At 62.9% G+C, this 17,758-nt stretch carries 16 protein-coding genes; 13 read left to right on the forward strand and 3 right to left on the reverse strand.

Annotated features, from left to right (window positions below; all coding sequences use genetic code 11):
* Positions 1-18: 18 nt before the first annotated feature.
* Positions 19-1,350: a type VI secretion system baseplate subunit TssK gene (gene tssK / locus J3P97_RS16320; RefSeq protein ID WP_434672269.1), complete on the reverse strand. Its 1,332-nt coding sequence runs from the start codon at positions 1,348-1,350 to the stop codon at positions 19-21.
* A gap of 49 nt (positions 1,351-1,399) precedes the next feature.
* Positions 1,400-1,858 carry a type VI secretion protein gene (locus J3P97_RS16325; RefSeq protein ID WP_434573556.1) on the reverse strand — a complete coding sequence of 153 codons (459 nt, stop codon included), beginning with the start codon at positions 1,856-1,858 and terminating at the stop codon, positions 1,400-1,402.
* Between the two features lie 224 nt (positions 1,859-2,082).
* Between J3P97_RS16325 and tssB the strand changes: the two genes are divergently transcribed.
* The 10 genes from tssB to J3P97_RS16375 all read left to right on the forward strand — a co-directional run bounded on the left by tssB (position 2,083) and on the right by J3P97_RS16375 (position 13,801).
* A complete protein-coding gene (gene tssB, locus J3P97_RS16330) occupies positions 2,083-2,643 on the forward strand; it encodes a type VI secretion system contractile sheath small subunit (RefSeq protein WP_434672270.1) in 561 nt (186 codons plus the stop codon).
* A 30-nt stretch (positions 2,644-2,673) separates the two neighbouring features.
* The gene (gene tssC / locus J3P97_RS16335; protein ID WP_434672271.1) at positions 2,674-4,155 is read left to right on the forward strand and encodes a type VI secretion system contractile sheath large subunit; all 1,482 of its coding nucleotides are present in this window, start codon (positions 2,674-2,676) and stop codon (positions 4,153-4,155) included.
* 247 nt (positions 4,156-4,402) lie between these two features.
* Positions 4,403-4,900 carry an Hcp family type VI secretion system effector gene (locus tag J3P97_RS16340; protein WP_186704839.1) on the forward strand — a complete coding sequence of 166 codons (498 nt, stop codon included), beginning with the start codon at positions 4,403-4,405 and terminating at the stop codon, positions 4,898-4,900.
* A gap of 12 nt (positions 4,901-4,912) precedes the next feature.
* A complete protein-coding gene (gene tssE, locus J3P97_RS16345; protein ID WP_434601125.1) occupies positions 4,913-5,356 on the forward strand; it encodes a type VI secretion system baseplate subunit TssE in 444 nt (147 codons plus the stop codon).
* A complete protein-coding gene (tssF, locus tag J3P97_RS16350; protein ID WP_434672272.1) occupies positions 5,340-7,130 on the forward strand; it encodes a type VI secretion system baseplate subunit TssF in 1,791 nt (596 codons plus the stop codon). Before tssE ends, tssF begins: the two co-directional genes overlap by 17 nt.
* Positions 7,094-8,119, forward strand: a complete 1,026-nt coding sequence (gene tssG / locus J3P97_RS16355) for a type VI secretion system baseplate subunit TssG (protein WP_434672273.1) — start codon at positions 7,094-7,096, stop codon at positions 8,117-8,119. Before tssF ends, tssG begins: the two co-directional genes overlap by 37 nt.
* A 1-nt stretch (position 8,120) precedes the next feature.
* On the forward strand, positions 8,121-10,664 hold the full coding sequence (gene tssH / locus J3P97_RS16360) for a type VI secretion system ATPase TssH (RefSeq protein ID WP_434672274.1): 2,544 nt from the start codon (positions 8,121-8,123) through the stop codon (positions 10,662-10,664).
* A 46-nt stretch (positions 10,665-10,710) separates the two neighbouring features.
* The gene (locus tag J3P97_RS16365; RefSeq protein WP_434672275.1) at positions 10,711-11,193 is read left to right on the forward strand and encodes a hypothetical protein; all 483 of its coding nucleotides are present in this window, start codon (positions 10,711-10,713) and stop codon (positions 11,191-11,193) included.
* 45 nt (positions 11,194-11,238) lie between these two features.
* Complete coding sequence (gene tssI / locus J3P97_RS16370; protein WP_434672276.1) at positions 11,239-13,248, forward strand: type VI secretion system tip protein TssI/VgrG; 2,010 nt, start codon at positions 11,239-11,241, stop codon at positions 13,246-13,248.
* Between the two features lie 10 nt (positions 13,249-13,258).
* On the forward strand, positions 13,259-13,801 hold the full coding sequence (locus J3P97_RS16375; protein ID WP_434672277.1) for a toxin-antitoxin system YwqK family antitoxin: 543 nt from the start codon (positions 13,259-13,261) through the stop codon (positions 13,799-13,801).
* A 135-nt stretch (positions 13,802-13,936) separates the two neighbouring features.
* Here J3P97_RS16375 and J3P97_RS16380 read toward each other — a convergent pair whose 3' ends face one another.
* Positions 13,937-14,332: a DUF4280 domain-containing protein gene (locus tag J3P97_RS16380; protein WP_434672278.1), complete on the reverse strand. Its 396-nt coding sequence runs from the start codon at positions 14,330-14,332 to the stop codon at positions 13,937-13,939.
* Between the two features lie 197 nt (positions 14,333-14,529).
* Here J3P97_RS16380 and J3P97_RS16385 point away from each other — a divergent pair, with 197 nt between their 5' ends.
* The 3 genes from J3P97_RS16385 to J3P97_RS16395 all read left to right on the forward strand — a co-directional run bounded on the left by J3P97_RS16385 (position 14,530) and on the right by J3P97_RS16395 (position 17,714).
* Positions 14,530-15,597 carry a phosphotransferase family protein gene (locus tag J3P97_RS16385; RefSeq protein ID WP_434672279.1) on the forward strand — a complete coding sequence of 356 codons (1,068 nt, stop codon included), beginning with the start codon at positions 14,530-14,532 and terminating at the stop codon, positions 15,595-15,597.
* A 24-nt stretch (positions 15,598-15,621) separates the two neighbouring features.
* A complete protein-coding gene (locus J3P97_RS16390; protein ID WP_003180553.1) occupies positions 15,622-16,389 on the forward strand; it encodes an SDR family oxidoreductase in 768 nt (255 codons plus the stop codon).
* Between the two features lie 209 nt (positions 16,390-16,598).
* On the forward strand, positions 16,599-17,714 hold the full coding sequence (locus J3P97_RS16395; RefSeq protein WP_434672280.1) for a Gfo/Idh/MocA family protein: 1,116 nt from the start codon (positions 16,599-16,601) through the stop codon (positions 17,712-17,714).
* The last annotated feature ends 44 nt before the right edge of the window (positions 17,715-17,758 follow it).

Below are 17,758 nucleotides of genomic sequence, written 5' to 3' on the forward strand. Positions count from 1 at the left end.
ACGACTCCCCTTCTGCGATCAGGCATTTTCACTGGCTTGCGCCACGAACAACACCACTTGCCACGGGCTGCTGGCCTGGGCTGAGGCCGGCGCCACGATGTGCAGCGGCAATTGCCCGTCGAACCATTGCCCGCTCGCGGCCACCACAAACAAACGGGTGTCGTCACCGACGCTGTAGGCCACCTGCTCGTTGCGGCTCATGGCCTGGTGCGGCAAACCACTCATGCGTTGGCGGCTCAGCAGCGCAATGTGGGGCGCCGACGCGATGATCGCGCCGCGCAACCATTCCGCCGCCGCTTGTTCGCCGGCGCCGTTGGGCATGCGCAAACCGATCACCAGGCGTTGATTGGGCTGGTCATCAGGCAACTGGATCGAGAAGACCTGCTCGTTGCGCTCGAATGCCAGGCTGCGGTAGCCGGCGCGGACCAATTCCAGGGTGGTTTCCAGCCAGTCGAGCAGCGGCTCGTAGCCGCGCTGCAACTCGAGAAAATCCAACGGCGCGAAAGCCGGGACGCCCGCCAACGGGTCCAGCGCCGACCAGCTCCCGGCCAGCCCCAGCAGCAAACCGTAGAGAGCCTGGGGCGTCGCCACCCGGGTATTCAGCATCCCTTCGAGCTCCGGCAAGCGCGCCCACAGGGCCGTCAATTGCCGACGGATCTCCATGGCATCGTCCTGGTTGCCAGCCGCCTGGGCCTGACGCAAGCGACCGGCGAGAAACATGCACTTTTCCCTGGCCCTCGCGCACACCCCGGCCACCCGTCGACCAAGGGCCGACTCAGGCAGCAGGATCGGCGTTGGCGGCGTATACGGCACGCGCCAGAAACCGCCGCCTTCCTTGCGGATGCGCAGCAATGGCAAGCAGATCGAATCAGCCTTGCTCAATTGCGTGCACAACCTCGGGTTGGGCCGCCAGACGGTGATCGACTCGGGAAACTCGCCGCTGGTGAGGTCTGGCAAAGCCTCGCCGACCACCGATTGCAAACGTCCCTTGAGCGGCAGCAACTGCCCGGCACGCCACAGCGGGCTGACCGCCAGGTACACGGTCACGGTGGCGTCGTCGGTCTTGTCGATCGCCTCGCTGACGTCCAGTTCCAGGGTTGGCCCGACACCGGCCTGCAAATTGACCGGCAAGCCGTCCGGCAAGGTGCCTTGCAATTGCAGCAGGCGTACCTGGCCGGCACTCAGGGCCGAAGGATCGACTTCCAACTGGCTGACGCCCCAGAACCAAGGGTTGCAAGCCCCGGCAAAATGCGCGGCGAGGGCCTCGGCGCGCAGTCCTTGCAACTGAAAATGCTGGGGCAACAGTTGCATGCCCTCGTGCCAGCACACCGCGTCAGGTAACAGGCTCATACGACTCCCTTCGACATCCCAAATTGCCGCGCGAGGCGGCCGCGGTCACTCAAGGCTGCTTGTGCCGATCATCATTCACGAGGGTCATCTCGCGACTGTCGAACTTCAGCCAGGCCTCGTGCTGATCGTCCAGCCGAAGCCGGTGGGCTCCCGGAGTGTTATAGCTGGCGAAGACCAAAAGTCCAGCGGCGCGCCGGCCCTCCAGCGGGAAGGGTTGGCGGTCGATGAATTGCCCCGGGACCAGCTCCAGCCCCCACACCGACATGAGCTGACGATAGTCACGCTGGAACTGTTCGCGCTCGGCAAACCACTGGCTAGCGGTGATGCCCGAGAGTTGCTTGAGCAGGTCCGGGTCGTTTACCGCAATGAAATCCACGGCGATCGGCGTGTCGTCGTTGGCCCGAGGCGCGACGTCCAGGGTCAGGCTGTCGAGGTCGACGCTGGGGGCAAAGAGCGAGCAACCGGTGAGTGCCAGGCTCAAAAAAAATCCATGAAAAAACCCACGCAAAATGAATCTTCCTTTTCTCAGCGGTCAAAAATTGTTTTTGCTTGCATTTTTATAGACCTGTTCTAGCGTCTTGGATAGTTCGACCCACACAGTCGAATGGACCAGGTTCGTCAAGGGAATGACAGGTTTTCTGCCGTCCATTTGCAACCTGCGGATCAGCAAGGGAATGCGATGAGCGGGACTCCCGATGCATTGCTTCCACACCTGCATCGGAGTCGGCCACCATGGCAGAAAGTACCCAGCACAAGCTCGACAGAGTCCGTCCTCCCCGCGTCCAGATCACCTACGACGTGGAAATCGGCAACGCCATCGAGAAAAAAGAACTGCCACTGGTCGTCGGCATTCTGGCCGACCTCTCGGGCAAGCCACTGGAGCCGCTGCCCAAGCTCAACGAGCGGCGCTTCACCGAGATCGATCGGGATAATTTCAACGAGGTGCTCGCCTCCATCTCCCCCCGCGCCACGCTGCAGGTGAACAACACCCTCAGCGGCGACGACAGCAAGCTCAATATCGAACTCAACTTCCGGCACATCGACGATTTCGACCCGGTAAAGGTCGTCGAGCAGGTCACGCCGCTGCGCCGCTTGTTCGAAGCCCGGCAGCGCCTGCGGGACCTGTTGACCAAGCTCGACGGCAACGATGACCTGGACAAGCTGCTGCGTGACGTGATCGCCAACACCGAAGGCCTGCAGGAGATCAAGTCGGCCCGGCCCCAGGACACGACGCCAGAGCTGCCGACCGTCGCCGCCAACGATGACCCTGCCCCGGCCGAACCACAGGCCTGATCGCGCGCCTCATTCAAGGGAGATAAAGCCATGCCTGCTTCATCCAGCGCTCAAACCAGCGAGAGCACGACCCAGACCCTGTCCTTGCTGGACAAGATCATCGCCGAAGGCCGCATGGCCCACGACGACAGCCAGCAAGACTACGCCCGCGACATGCTGGCGGAGTTCGCCACCCAGGTCCTCGACGAAGGCATGGCCATCGACAAGGACACCGTGGCCATGATCAACGACCGCATCAGCCAGATCGACGAGCTGATCAGCGCCCAGCTCAACGAAGTCCTGCACCATCCCGACCTGCAAAAACTCGAGGCCTCCTGGCGCGGCCTGCACCTGCTGGTGCAGAACACCGAAACCAGTACCCGGCTCAAGTTGCGCCTGCTCAACGTCACCCAGAAAGAACTGCAGAACGACCTGGAGAAAGCCGTCGAATTCGACCAGAGCGCGTTGTTCAAGAAGATCTACGAGGAAGAGTACGGCACCTTCGGCGGGCACCCGTTCAGCCTCCTGGTGGGCGACTACACCTTTGGCCGGCATCCGCAGGACATCGGCCTGCTGGAAAAACTCTCGAACGTCGCCGCCGCCGCGCACGCGCCGTTCATTGCCGCCGCCAGCCCGCGGCTGTTCGACATGACCAGCTTCACCGAACTGGCGATCCCCCGGGACCTGTCGAAAATTTTCGAAAGCCAGGAGCTGATCAAGTGGCGCGCCTTCCGCGAAAGCGAAGACTCGCGTTATGTGTCCCTGGTGTTGCCGCAGTTCCTGCTGCGCCTGCCGTACGGCCCGGACACGCTGTCGGTGGAAGGCATCAATTACGTCGAGGACGTCAACGGCACCGACCACAGCAAATACCTGTGGGGTAACGCCGCCTGGGCACTGTCGCAACGCATCACCGAGGCCTTTGCCAAATACGGTTGGTGCGCGGCGATTCGCGGGGCCGAGGGCGGTGGTGCGGTCGAAGGCCTGCCGGCCCATACCTTCCGCACCAGCTCCGGGGACCTGTCGCTCAAATGCCCGACCGAGGTGGCGATCACCGACCGTCGCGAGAAAGAACTCAATGACCTCGGCTTCATCGCCCTGTGCCACAAGAAAAACAGTGACGTGGCGGTGTTCTTCGGTGGCCAGAGCACCAACAAGGCCAAGGTCTACAACACCAACGAGGCCAACGCCAACGCACGGATCTCGGCGATGTTGCCGTATGTGCTGGCGGCCTCGCGCTTCGCCCATTACCTGAAGGTGATCATGCGCGACAAGGTCGGCAGCTTCATGACCCGCGACAACGTCCAGACCTACCTCAACAACTGGATCGCCGACTACGTGCTGATCAACGACAACGCGCCGCAGGAGATCAAGGCGCAGTACCCGTTGCGCGAGGCCCGGGTGGACGTGACCGAGGTGGCTGGCAAGCCCGGGGCCTATAAAGCGACGGTGTTCCTGCGGCCGCACTTCCAACTGGAGGAACTGACCGCCTCGATCCGCCTGGTGGCGACGCTGCCGCCGCCGGTAGCTGCCTGACCACGGCGTGGCTGTGTGGTTAAAGAGCTTTTTGTGGCGAGGGAGCTTGCTCCCGCTGGACCGGTCCGACGCTTCGGGCGCAGCAGTCCCAAAAAACAGGGCCGCTGCGCGACCCAGCGGGAGCAAGCTCCCTCGCCACAAAAGCTCCCTTGCCACAACAAACTCTAGCCACAGCAAGCACCTTCGCCACGGTTGATTCATCGGTATCGGGCACTACCTCATTTGTCTTCTTCAGGAGTTCCACACAATGGACGCAATCATTCTCGACCTCGGCGGCGACATCAAGGGCGACAGCCTGCTGGAGGGTTTCACGGACAAGATCGAGGTCATGTCCTACAGCCACAACGTGGCGATGCAGGTCACCAACGACGTCAGCAACTCGGAGCGCACCTCCGGCCGCCCGCACATCGGCGAGTTCACCCTGACCAAATTCATCGACAGCTCAACTCCGTCGCTCAATGAATATTGCTGCGCCGGTAAGCCGATCCCGCAAGCCGTCGTCACCATCGGCCGCAACGCCGCCGAAGGCAGCGGCCAGATCATGCCGTTCATCGTCTACACCCTGACCAACGTCGTGCTGTCCAACGTCAGTGTCAGCGGTGGTACCGGTGGCAAACCGGTGGAAACCCTGTCGCTGAACTTCACCAAGATCAAATGGGAGCTCACCGCCCAGAAAGATGACGGCACCAAGGAAGGCACGGCCGGCACGACCTGGGATTTGGCCGCCAACAAAATGACCAAGTAGGGAAGCCGCGCCATGGCTGGCTTCGGGCTGCGGCCGCCCCTGTTCGAACGTTTGGCAAGCCCGGCAGACGATGCCGGGCGGGTGTTCGATCGACAGGCATTGCAGGACTCGGTGCATGCCGAACTGTCACGCCTGTTCAATACCCGGCGCGGCCTACGGGCGCTGACCGAACCACCGAGCATCCTGGACTACGGCATCGCCGACTGGACCGCGCTGCAACAGCAGCGCAGCGATGACCGTCGTCAACTGACCCGGGAAATTCGCCAGGCCATCACCCACTTCGAACCGCGCCTGCGCCTGGGCGAGGTAGAAGTCTGCCCGGTGCCGGGCCATCCGCAGCAACTGTGCATACGGCTGTCGGGCGAACTGCGTGGGGACCCGCACCCATGGCCCGTGGCGTTTGTAATCGAGCACGCCGGCGACGGCCTTGAGGTGCGCCATGAGCGACTCGATTGACCCGCAACTGTTGGATTACTACCAACGCGAATTGACTTGGCTGCGCCATGCCGGAAGCCTTTTCGCCGAGCGTTACCCCAAGGTTGCCCGGCGCCTGGAATTGTCCCCCGGTGAATGTCCCGATCCCCACGTCGAACGACTATTGGAAGGCTTCGCGCTGCTGGCCGCGCGCTTGCAACGCCGGCTGGATGACGACTACGCCGAATTCAGCGATGCCCTGCTCGAACAACTTTACCCGTTGGCCATGCGACCCTTGCCATCGTGCGCCATCGTGCAGTTCGAGCCCGACCCGAGCAAAGGCAACTTGAACGAGGGCTATCCCCTGCCCCGCGACACGCCATTGTTCGTCACCACGGACAAAGGCCAGAGCATTCATTTCCGCACCACTGCTGCCGTGCATCTATGGCCACTGCAAGTGAGCGAAGCGTTGCTGCTGGGCAGTGACGAGGCCCAGGCGTTGACCGGAGTAGTCCAGGCACGCTCGGCCTTGCGCCTGGAGTTGCGTTGCCTGGGAAAAAGCCAATGGTCGACGCTGGGCATCGATTCGCTGCGGGTGCACCTGGCGGCGTCACCGATGATCAACGCCGGGCTGTACGATCTGCTGGGCGCTCACGCCATCAAGGTCTTGGCCGGCGCGCCGGGAAGCGTGCCGGAACCGTTGGCGGGTTTGCCACGCATCGTCGGTTTCGCCAGCGACCAAGCCTTGCTGCCGGACGAGGACGGCGTACACCCAGGCATGCGCCTGTTGGCGGAGTATTTCGCCTTTGCGGACAAATTCGGCTTTTTCGACCTGCCGCTGGCCGGCGCCCACAGCGACAACGCTTCTTTGTACCTGTACATCGCGTTCGACCGGGCACCAACCAGCCGCTTGCCGCTCCAGGCCAGCGACATCGCCCTGGGCTGCGCTCCGGTGATCAATCTGTTTCCCCGGACCTCCGAGCCGCTGCGCCCGGACGGCACTCGCAGCGAGTATCGGCTGGTGGCCGACAGTCATCGGGAAAACAGCGTCGAGATCCACAGCATCCGGGGCATGCGCGCCATCTCCAGCCAGGGCGTGCGCAAAGTGCCGGCCTATTACGGCAGCCAGCATGGCAACGAGCAAACTTGCTACTGGCATGCGCGCCGGGTCAGCGGCATGAGCCCGAACCGACTGGGCACTGACGTGATGGTCAGCCTGGTGGACACCCGCTTCGACCCACTGGCCGAATCCCGGGATTACAGCCTCACCGCCGAGCTGCTGTGCACCAACCGCCACCTGGCCCAGAGCCTGCCGGCCGGCACGCCATTGGGTTTCGAGCGCCCCGGACCGGTGGCCTGGGCGCGCCTGCGCAATCCTCCCAGCCCGCAGAGCCTGCCGCGCCTGGACGGTGAGTCGCGCTGGCGACTGGTGTCGCAACTGACCCTCAATCATCTTTCACTGGTGGAAGGTCACCAGGCGCTGGACGCATTGCGCGAGATTCTCGAATTGCACAACCTGCAGGACGAGGCCAGCGCGCGCCGCCAGATCGAAGGCGTATCCGGACTGACCTGTGAGCGGGTCATCGCCCATGTTGGCGAGGATGCCTGGCGCGGGTGGCGCAACGGCTTGGAGGTGCGCCTGCAACTGGATCCGCATCACTTCGTCGGCAGCAGCGCCGTGCTGTTCTCCGGCGTGCTGGCGCAATTCTTTTCTTTGTATGCCACCGCCAATCGATTTGTGCGCACCGTGCTGGTCCAGTCCGACAAGGAGGTGAAGACATGGCAACCCCAAGCCGGCAAACCCCTCGCGCTCTGAACCTGGGCGAGCGACTGCGGCGCGACCCGCAACGCTTCGAATGGCTCCAGGCCCTGTTGCTGCTCGAACGCGAACATCCCCAGGCCGAGCCCCTGGGCAGCGGCACCGCGCCACAGGCCGAGGCCGTGCGTCTGCGTGGACCGCTGACGCCACTGTTCGCCGCCAGTGAGGTCGAAAGCCTGGGCCAGGAACCCGGCCTGCCGCCGACCCTGACGACGCCGATCTTTGGCCTCGGCGGCCCGGACGGCCCGCTGCCCTACGCCTACCAGGAATGGCTGCAACAACGGGCGCGGGCGAAGGACCATGCCCCGGCGGAATTCCTCGACCTGTTCCAGCACCGCCTGCTCAGCCTGCTGTACAAGGTGATGCGCAAACATCGCATCGCCCTCGGTTTCACGGCGCCAGGCGCGTCCGCCGTACACGCACAACTGCGCGCGTTGACCGGCCTGCTGCCCAAGGCCTTGCAGGAACGCCAGGCCGCACCCGACTCGGCGGTCCTGGCCTGCACCGCGCTGTATGCCGATGGCCGGCGCTCCCTGGAGGGGTTCGCGGCGATTGTCCGTGAACAGTTCGGCTTGCCTGTGGAGCTGAGCGGTTATGAAGGTGGCTGGCGTGAAATCCCGCCGGCCAGCCGCAGTTGCTTGCAGCCGGACGGACGCAACCTGCGCCTGGGCCGCAACGCAGTCGCCGGCACTCGGGTCTGGGACGAACATGCCGGCGTGCGCCTGACGCTGGGACCGCTGAGCGCGCCCCAAGCCAGCGGCTTGCTGCCCACTGGCGAAATCCATCCGCTGCTCGCCAGCCTTTATGCGCTGTATTTCAGCCCGGACCTGGATTGCACATTGGTCCTGCTGGTTCGTGGTGCCGGCCCGTTGCAGTTGAGTCGCCAGACTGCGCCACGGCTGAATTGGAACGGTGGCCTGCAACGCCAGCCGAGCCTGGCCGTGCAACGCATCGAAACCCGCCTTCGCCAGCCGGAGATCGCCTGAAATGGAACTGGCCAGCCTGATCGGACGCCTCAATCCGGACAATCGCCGAGCCCTGGAACGGGCCGCGCAACGCTGCCTGCAACGCAGCCACCACTACGTCGAAATTGAACACCTGCTGTTGGAACTGCTCGACATCGAAGGCGGTGACTTCGCCTGCCTGCTGCCGCGTTTCGGCCTGGAGCGTGACGCGGTGGCCGCCGAAACCAATAAGGCCCTGGACCTGTTCAAATCCGGCAGCACCCGCACGCCCGCCCTGTCGGCACAAACCATCGGCCTGCTGGAGGACGCCGTGGTCCAGGCCAGCGTGTTGGGCCTGGACAGCATTCGCTCCGGGCTATTGTTGCTGGCGTTGTTGGACCGTGACGAACGTCGCAGCCTGCTGCTCAACAGCGCCTCGTCCCTGCTGCGCATTCCCCGCGATGCCCTGCGCGCCCATCTGTTGGAATGGACCGAAAGCTCCCGCGAGCATGTCGGCGGCGTGCGCCCGGCCAAACCCGGCGAAGCACCACCGAAACAGGACCTTGTGCTGGACCAGTACACCCAGGACCTGACCGCCGATGCCCGGGACGGCCGCATCGACCCTATCGTCGGCCGTGACGGCGAGATCCGCCAGTGCATCGATATCCTGCTCCGACGCCGGCAGAACAACCCGATCCTGGTGGGCGCACCGGGCGTCGGCAAGACTGCTGTAGTGGAAGGCCTCGCCCTGCGCATCGCCGCCGGGGATGTGCCGCCGTCCTTGCAGGAAGTCACCCTGCGCGTGCTTGACCTGGGCCTGTTGCAGGCCGGCGCGGGCGTCAAGGGCGAGTTCGAACAGCGCCTCAAGGGCGTGATCGACGCGGTACGCAGCGCGGAAAAACCGATCATCCTGTTCATCGACGAAGCCCATACGTTGATCGGCGCCGGTGGTGCGGAAGGCGGCAGCGACGCGGCCAACCTGCTCAAGCCAGCCCTGGCCCGGGGCGAACTGCGCACCCTGGCCGCCACCACCTGGCTGGAATACAAGAAATACTTCGAGAAAGACCCGGCCCTGGCCCGCCGCTTCCAACTGGTTCAAGTCGAGGAGCCGGACGAACTCACTGCCGTGGAAATGCTCCGGGGCGTGGCGAGTAAATTGGAACAGCACCACGGCGTGCAGGTGTTGGATGCTGCCATCCACGAGGCGGTGAAGCTGTCCCACCGCTACATCTCCGGACGACAGTTGCCGGACAAAGCCATCAGCGTGCTCGACACCGCCTGCGCCCGGGTTGCCCTCGGCCAGCACGACGTACCGCCGCCGCTGGAAAGCCTGCGCCACCGGCAGAACAGCCTCAAGGATGAAGTCGAACGCCTACGCCGGGAACAGGCCACCGGTCTGGATCATCGCGAGCGCATCACCTTGCTGGAAAGCGAATCGAGCAGCAACGTGCAGGCCATTCGCGAGCTGGAAACCCGCTGGGGCGAAGAGCGCGAAGCCGTGCGCGAACTGCTCGACACCCGCCGCGAACTGCTCGCCTTGAGCGAACGTGCCGACAGCGAAAAAGCCGACACCGAGATCGATAATCGCATCGACCACCTGGCCGCCGAACTGCTGCGCCTGGAGGCGGGCCTGGATGCCATTCGCCAGGACGATCCGCTGGTGCCCGAACAGGTCGACAGCAAGACCGTCGCCGCCGTGATCGCCGGCTGGACCGGCATCCCGGTGGGCAAGATGCTCGCCGATGAAGCCCATGCCGTGCGCACCCTCGGCCAACGCATGGGGCAGCGAGTCATGGGCCAGGGCACCGCGCTGAATACCATCGCCCAACGCCTGCAAGCCTACCGCGCCGGTCTCACCGACCCGCAGAAACCGGTCGGCGTGTTTTTGTTGGTAGGCCCCACGGGCGTGGGCAAGACCGAAACCGCCTACGCCCTGGCCGATGCCTTGTATGGCGGTGAGCGCAACCTGATCAGCATCAACCTCTCGGAGTACCAGGAAGCCCACACCGTCAGCCAACTCAAGGGCGCCCCGCCCGGCTACGTCGGCTACGGCAGCGGCGGCGTGCTCACCGAAGCGGTGCGGCGCAAACCCTATTCCGTGGTGTTGCTGGATGAAATCGAGAAGGCCCACCCGGACGTGCTCGAAGCTTTCTACAACGTTTTCGACAAAGGCCTGATGGAAGACGGCACCGGCCTGGTGGTGGACTTCAAGAACACCGTGATGCTCGCCACCAGCAACGTCGGCGCCGAACTGCTGTTGGACACGCCAGTGGCGCAACTGGGCAGCGACGCCTTCAACGACGCCTTGCACAAGGTGCTGCTGCAAGCGTTTCGCCCGGCGTTTTTGGCGCGGATGACGGTGGTGGCGTACCGGCCGCTGGATGAAGCGACGCTGGAAGGGATTGTGTTGGCGAAGTTGGAGAAATTGCGTGCCCGCTACAAGGCCGCGACCGGCAAGCAATTTGAGTTCGATGCCGGGATCGTCAAGGCAGTGCTGGCCAAATGCAGCGCGGCCGGGGCACGGGATGTCGAGAATGTGTTGATGACGCAGGTGACGGGGAAATTGGCGGAGTGGGTGTTGGAGTGAAGCCAAGGACGTATCCCGTCCCCATATCCAGAGAGAGGGTTATTGAATGTCTGCGACAACCGTGTGGAGCTGCATCCAGTCGTACCGTACGAGCAAAGCCCAAGACTTTGACCGTATATTCATATCGCAGCACAAGATCATTGAATGCCTGGAGGGCTATAGCGGAAAAGATGAATACCACGGTCACGAATCAGGCCCTTCCGGTGGACCGGAATCACCTGCCGCGACGATCAACCTGGACAAAGCGATTGCTTATCTTGAACTGAACAAGCCCACGATCGTCCAGGAAGAAAAGAAAACAAACAGCATGAATCACCTGCAAAAAAAGAGCATGAGCCAGACCGACACGCTGATTCAGATCATCAAGGATACCAACGATCTTGGCGCCATATCGGCGAAATTGCACAGCAAGACAACCGAGCTGAAAATATCGCAGCCCTGGTACGACATCCGCTTGGTCTGGCAGGCCTTTGAAAGCAAATACCGCGAGAAAAAAGGAAAGAGTCCGCTAAAAACCAATTACAAATGAATCGGCAAGCACTGCTCGCGTCGTAGGCTCTGTCGAGGACGTTCCATGCCCCGCGCCACCGATAGCAACACCACCCTATCCCTCACCGCCAGCTCGCTGTCGGCGCTCTACCCTGACTCACTGTCCGGCGAAGAACGCCTCAATGCCCTGGGCTCGCACATCCTCACCGGCATCAACGACGGCGCCTCGCTGGACCTCACCACGGCCGTCGCCAGCCATGTCACCACGACGCTGCACAAGGACGCCTTGCTGCGCCCCCTGGATTGGCTGGTCGCCGAAATCCGCCAACTTCCCGCCGATGCCACCGCCGAGCGCTATCAACTTTTGCTCCGCCCCTGGCTCTGGTGGCTGAGCCTTGCCAGTAACAACCGTGTGTTCCAGAACCTCGCCACGTCGGACATCGTCACGACGATTTTCAAGGTCCACGGCTTCACCGACTTCCAACTCAAGCTCACCGGTAGCTACACACCCCGCGAGTATTGCGTGCAATACGGCGAAACCGACCTGGCCTTCGTCTCGCGCCTGCTGGAAGAAGACGGAATTTTCTGGTTCTTCAGCCATGAAGCCGGCAAGCACACGCTGATACTGGCCGACAGCAACGACGCCTTCGCACCCATTCCCAATGGGCCGACGGTGAACTATCTCGGGCAAAAAATGGGCGAGCGGGAACTGCACGGCATCCGTTCGGGCCAGGTGTGCCTGCAAGCGGTGGCCGGGGTGTACCAGGCCACCGATTATGAGTTCACCACACCGACCACCTCGCTCTTCAGCCAGGCCGAAGCCGTGGCCGGGCCGAGTTCGATGTATGAGCACCCGGGCGGCTACACCGCCAAGGCCCAGGGCGACGCGCTGACCAAACAGCGGGTGGACGGGCTGCGCAGCCAGGAGAAACGTTTCGTTGGCGAAAGCGATTGCCGCTGGCTGGTCCCGGGGTATTGGTTCACCCTCGCCGGCCATGAAGACACGACGTTGAATATCGATTGGGTGGTGACGTCGGTCAGCCATGAAGCTAGCCACGACAGCTATCGCAACCGCTTCGAAGCGATCCCCAAGGCCACGGCTTATCGACCGGCCCGCATCACGCCAAAACCGCGCATGCACACCCAGACGGCCGTGGTGGTGGGCAAGGCCGGCGAAGAAATCTGGACCGATGAGTACGGCCGGATCAAGTTGCAGTTCCCCTGGGATCGCACCGGCAAGAACGACGAGACCTCCTCCTGCTGGGTGCGTGTGGTCCTGCCCTGGAGCGGCAAGGGCTTCGGCATGCAGTTCGTGCCGCGCATCGGCCAGGAAGTCATCGTGACCTTCATCGACGGCGACCCGGATCGGCCCCTGGTCACCGGTTGCGTCTACAACGGCGACAATGCCCTGCCCTATGCGCTACCGGCGAACCAGACCCAATCCGGGATCAAGACCAACTCCTCCAAGGGCGGCGGCGGTTTCAACGAGTTGCGCTTCGAAGACAAGAAAGACGCCGAGGAGGTGTTTCTCCAGGCGCAAAAGGACTTCAACATCAACGTGCTCAACGACACCACCGCCACCGTCGGCCACGATGAAACCCTCACGGTGCAGAACGCCCGCACGCGCACGGTGAAGGACGGCGATGAAACCGTCACGCTTGAGAAAGGCAAGCGCAGCGTGACCATCCAGACCGGCAGCGACAGTCTCGACGTGAAGGACGCACGCACCGTCACCGTGGGCTCGGACCAGACCCACAGTACCGGCGGCAATTACGATCACAAGGTCACCGGCAATTACAGCCTGACGGTGGACGGCAACCTGACCATCAAGGTCAGCGGCACCCTGACCCTGCAAAGCGGCGGCAGCTTCGCCATCAAGAGCGGCGCGGACCTGGCCGCCCAGGCCAGCACGTCCATCAGCCAGAAGGCCGGCACCGCCTTGAGCAATCAGGCGGGTACTTCGCTGGAAAACAAGGCCGGCACCACCCTGACCAACGATGCTGGCATCAGCCTGGTGAACAAGGCGGCCGCCGAACAGACCGTGGACGGCGGCGGCATGCTGACCATCAAGGGCGGCCTGGTGAAGGTCAACTGAGGAAGCGGCCATGGCCTCGAAAAAACTGGACGTCGAGCGTGGTGACAGTCAACTGAATGGGCAACTGATCGATGGCAAGCTCGACGGTCCATTGCAGATTGAAGAAGCGCAGCGCCCACAAGCGAAACTCAACTACAGCCAGGGTGAACTGGAAGGCACCAGCACGTTGTATCACCCCAATGGCAAGGTCTCGGCCGTGTTGCCGTTCGTCAAAGGCAAACTCCAGGGAATGGCAAGCTTCTACGCGGCCGAAGGCGGCTTGCAACGCCAGGCCAGTTACCGCCGCGGGTTGTTGCACGGTGAGGCGAACAATTATTTTCCCGACGGGAAACTGGCCGAAGCCGAGTTCTATCGCGACGGCGTGCGTGACGGCCATTATCGGCGCCTGCACCCCAACGGCAGCCCGGCAGTCGAGGCCCGCTACCTCAACGGCCAACTGCTGGAACCGGCCCAGGCCTACGCCGAAGACGGCCGGCCACTGGACGCCGAGGGCAAGCCGATCTCCCGGGTGCGCTGGTGGTTCAGGCGCTGGAATGACCCGGCGCAGCCCTGAATTTTCTGCCTTACCCCTTTCCCTTGTGGGAGCGAGCCTGCTCGCGAAGACAACAGTTCAGTCAACATCGAGCCCAACCGAGTTGGCACTTTCGCGAGCAGGCTCGCTCCCACAAGAGTCATCTTTTTAGCGCCATCAAGGAATCAACATCTGCACCTGCCCCGGCATGACGATCTTGATCACCCCGGCCCAGGTACACATCAACGTGCTGTTGGCGTCGATAGCCGGCATGTTGCCGAGCAACAGGGTCGGTGCGCCGCCGGGGATCCACGGGGTCGCGGTGGCCGGGATGCATGGCATGGGCGTCAGCACGCCCAACGCCGCCGCAGTGGCCGCGGCCACTGTCGGATTCGCCAGGCTCTGGCACATGCCGAACGTGGTGATGTTCACCAAGGGAATATGATCCATGATATTGGCCGCCGGCATCCCGCCGGTCAGCAGGCGATTGACCGGCAGCACATTGAGCACCGCCGGCGCCACGCCGAAGCTGCATTGCAGGGTCGCGGTGCCACAGACTTGCGGACATCCCATCGCGGTTGCTCCTTGGAGGCGACAGTCTCCAAACCTTAGCTCGCAAGCGCCCGCTGCGCACGGACGCCATGCATCAAGGCCGCTGATTATCCAGCAACACGCTAACCTATAAGACCCCGGCGTGCTTGTGACGCCTCCCACGCGCCATTAGATTAGCCAATGATCGATGGCCTCCAAAATAAGCAGAAGGGATAAGCATGGCAGTGACTGATCAGTCCACCCGCGTGCGCGACGGTGAAGAACTCGATGCCAACCTGATCGACCCGTACCTCAAGGCCCACATTCCTGGCTTGACCGGCACGCCGGTGATCAGCCAGTTTCCCGGTGGCGCGTCGAACCTGACGTACCTGCTGGAATATCCCGAGCAGGAGTTCGTCCTGCGGCGTCCGCCGTTCGGCCACAAGGCCAAGTCGGCCCACGACATGGGCCGTGAGTTCCGCATCCTCAATCAGTTGCGCGAAGGTTTCCCGTACTGCCCGAAAGCCTACGTGCATTGCACCGACGAGGCGGTGATGGGTGCCGAGTTCTACGTGATGGAACGGGTCAAGGGCATTATCCTGCGCGCCGAGCTGCCACCGGAACTGGGCTTCGACGCCGCCCGCACCGAAGCACTGTGCAAGAGCTTCATCGACCGGCTCGTCGAGCTGCACCGCGTCGATTACAACGCTTGCGGCCTGGCCGACCTGGGCAAACCCGAAGGCTACGTGGCGCGGCAGATCCGTGGCTGGAGCGAGCGCTACGAAAAAGCCCTGACCCCGGATGCGCCCAAGTGGGAGACGGTCAGGGCCTGGCTCAACGACAAGATGCCTGCCGACCATCCAACGTCGAGCATCGTCCACAACGACTACCGCTTCGACAACGTGATCCTCGACCCGGACAACCCGATGCAGATCATCGGGGTGCTGGACTGGGAGCTGACCACCCTTGGCGACCCGTTGATGGATTTGGGCAACAGCCTCGCCTACTGGATCGAGGCCGGCGATCCGGCACCGGTGCAATTGATGCGCCGTCAGCCAAGCCACGCGCCGGGCATGCTGACTCGCCGCGAATTCGTCGATTACTACGCCGAGCGCGCCGGGATCCGCATCGACAACTTCGACTTCTACTACACCTACGGGCTGTTCCGCCTGGCCGGCATTGTCCAGCAGATCTACTACCGCTTCTTCCATGGCCAGACCCAGGACAAACGCTTCGCGCAGTTCGTTCAGATGAACAAACTGCTGGAGCAGATGAGCCTGCAGGTCATCAGCAAATCCACGCTCTGAGCGCACCTATAACAAGGAAACAGCATGTCCAAGACCCAGTTGTTCGACCTCGACGGTAAGATCGCTTTCGTTTCCGGCGCCAGCCGCGGCATCGGCGAAGCCATCGCCAAACTGCTGGCCCAGCAAGGCGCCCACGTGATCGTTTCGAGCCGCAAGCTCGACGGCTGCCAGCACGTCGCCGATGCGATCATCGCCGCTGGCGGCAAGGCCACCGCGATCGCTTGCCACATCGGCGAAATGGAGCAGATCAGCCAGGTGTTCGCCGGGATTCGCGAGCAATTCGGGCGCCTGGACATCCTGGTGAACAACGCCGCCACCAACCCGCAATTCTGCAACGTGCTGGACACCGACCTGGGCGCGTTCCAGAAAACCGTCGATGTGAACATCCGCGGCTACTTTTTCATGTCGGTGGAAGCCGGCAAGCTGATGCGCGAGAACGGCGGCGGCAGCATCATCAATGTCGCGTCGATCAATGGCATCTCGCCGGGGATCTTCCAGGGCATCTACTCGGTGACCAAGGCTGCGGTGATCAACATGACCAAGGTCTTCGCCAAGGAGTGCGCGCAGTTCGGCATTCGTTGCAATGCCCTGTTGCCGGGCCTGACCGACACCAAGTTCGCCTCGGCACTGGTCAAGAACGACGCCATCCTGAAGACCGCCCTGGCGCAGATCCCCCTCAAGCGCGTGGCCGACCCGAGCGAAATGGCCGGCGCGGTGTTGTACCTGGCCAGCGATGCGTCGAGCTACACCACGGGTGTGGCGTTGAATGTGGATGGTGGGTTCTTGTCCTGAGGATATTTCCCTTGTGGGAGCGAGCCTGCTCGCGAAGGCGTCAGGTCAGTCGACCTCAATGTTGACTGAACTATTGTCTTCGCGAGCAGGCTCGCTCCCACAGGAATCAGTACCGAGAATAAAATGAATATTTATTCCAGCACTTGCAATTAGCGAATATTTATTCCATAAAGAGCCTTCTGAAAATAACAATTCAAAGGGCTCCTCTCATGCGCGAACTCGGCATCGGTCTGATTGGCACCGGCTTCATGGGCCGTGCCCATGCCTTGGCATTCCACAATGCCAAGGCAGTGTTCGACCTCCCCCTGAACCTGACACTGGCCGCCCTGGCCGACGCCGATCCGCAACGTGCGCGCCAATGCGCCCGGAGCTGGGGATTCGAAACGGCCCACAGCGACTGGCAACGGTTGATCGACGACCCGAAGGTTCATCTGGTCGCCATCACCACCCCCAACCATCTGCACTTCCCGATGGCCATGGCCGCGCTGGCTGCGGGCAAACTGGTGTATTGCGAAAAGCCCCTTGCGGTGTCCCTGGAACAGGCCGAGCAGATGCACCAGGCGGCCAAGGCTGCTGGCGTGGTGACACGCGTCGGCTACAACTATCAGCACAACCCGATCATCCGGTTGGCGCGGGAAATGATCCAGCGCGGCGAGCTGGGGCAGATCGTCAGCTTCCAGGGGGAATTCAGCGAGGACTTCATGGCCGACCCGACCTCGCCATGGTCCTGGCGCTGCGAAGCCGAGCATGCCGGCGGCGCCCTGGCTGACCTGGGCAGCCATTTGCTGGCGATGGCTCGTTACCTGCTGGGCGCTGTCGATTCGGTGTGTGCCGACAGCCAGACCGTTCACAACCGGCGTCCGGCCAGCGCCGGCGCGATCGAACAACGGGTCATTGCGGTTGACGATCAGGTCCAGGCGCTGCTGCGCTTCACCAGCGGCGCCCGGGGCACGGTGAGCAGCAGCTGGCTCAAGCACGGCTACAAGAACCACTTGAGCTTCGAGATCAGCGGCACCCTCGGGACGCTGGCCTTCGATCAGGAACGACTGAATGAATTGCGCCTGTGCCGCGCCGGCCAGGCAGGTTTCCAGCGACTATTGGCCGGCCCCGACCTGCCGGGCTACGCCGCCTTCAGCCCGGCGGCCGGGCACCAGCTGGGGTACAACGAATTGAAGACATTGGAAGTCCAGGAGCTGGTCATGGCCCTCGCGGGCGATGGCGGCAACGGGACGGATTTCGAAGAAGCATGGGAAGTGGAACGACTGGCGGCGGCAATACGCGTGGCGGCGCGGGAGGAGCGTTGGGTACAAGTGCAGTCGCAATGAAACTCGCTTCTGTGGCGAGGGAGCTTGCTCCCGCTGGGTTGCGC

Origin of the sequence: Pseudomonas sp. R1-15 (assembly GCF_051132085.1) — a bacterium.
Classification (GTDB): Bacteria; Pseudomonadota; Gammaproteobacteria; order Pseudomonadales; family Pseudomonadaceae; genus Aquipseudomonas.